Source organism: Streptomyces muensis, from assembly GCF_021474425.1.
In the GTDB taxonomy this organism is placed as follows: Bacteria; Actinomycetota; Actinomycetes; order Streptomycetales; family Streptomycetaceae; genus Streptomyces; species Streptomyces muensis.
This window is the reverse complement of record NZ_JAKEIP010000658.1, coordinates 1-380: the sequence shown is the minus strand read 5'-3', so window position 1 is coordinate 380 and position 380 is coordinate 1. Positions and strand designations below refer to the sequence as shown.

The following is a 380-nucleotide window of genomic DNA, read 5'->3' as shown; positions in this document are numbered from 1 at the left end:
CGCCGCACCAGCTCCCCGACGTCCCCCACCGCGAACCCCTCCGCCAGCCGCAGCATCACGCGCAGGTCGATGTCGACGGCGGCACGGATCCCGGCGAAGGTCTCCACCGGCGGGGTGAGCCCGTCGGCCGCCATGTCGGTGACCAGTTCGAGCCGGTCCGCACCCCCGGCCTGGGCGGCGACGGCGTCCTCGACCCCGAGGGCGATCACCTCCAGGACTGCACGCTTGCTCATGGGACCCCATTCCTCGGCCTACAGGTCTAGTCCAATCCAGGATCCAGAGTACGCCCTGTACGCCCTGTGATCGCGGCAGCGCCGGCGCCAGGCCATGCTCCTGAGCCAGGCCCCCCCCGAACCGCCATCACCCGAAGATGTTCAGTC

Annotated in this window: 1 protein-coding gene; it reads right to left on the bottom strand. The window is 70.8% G+C overall.

What is annotated here, in order from left to right:
• Positions 1-233: copper homeostasis protein CutC (locus L0P92_RS44920; protein ID WP_273634169.1), on the bottom strand; the 233-nt coding region annotated here is incomplete at its 3' end.
• Between the last annotated feature and the right edge of the window lie 147 nt (positions 234-380).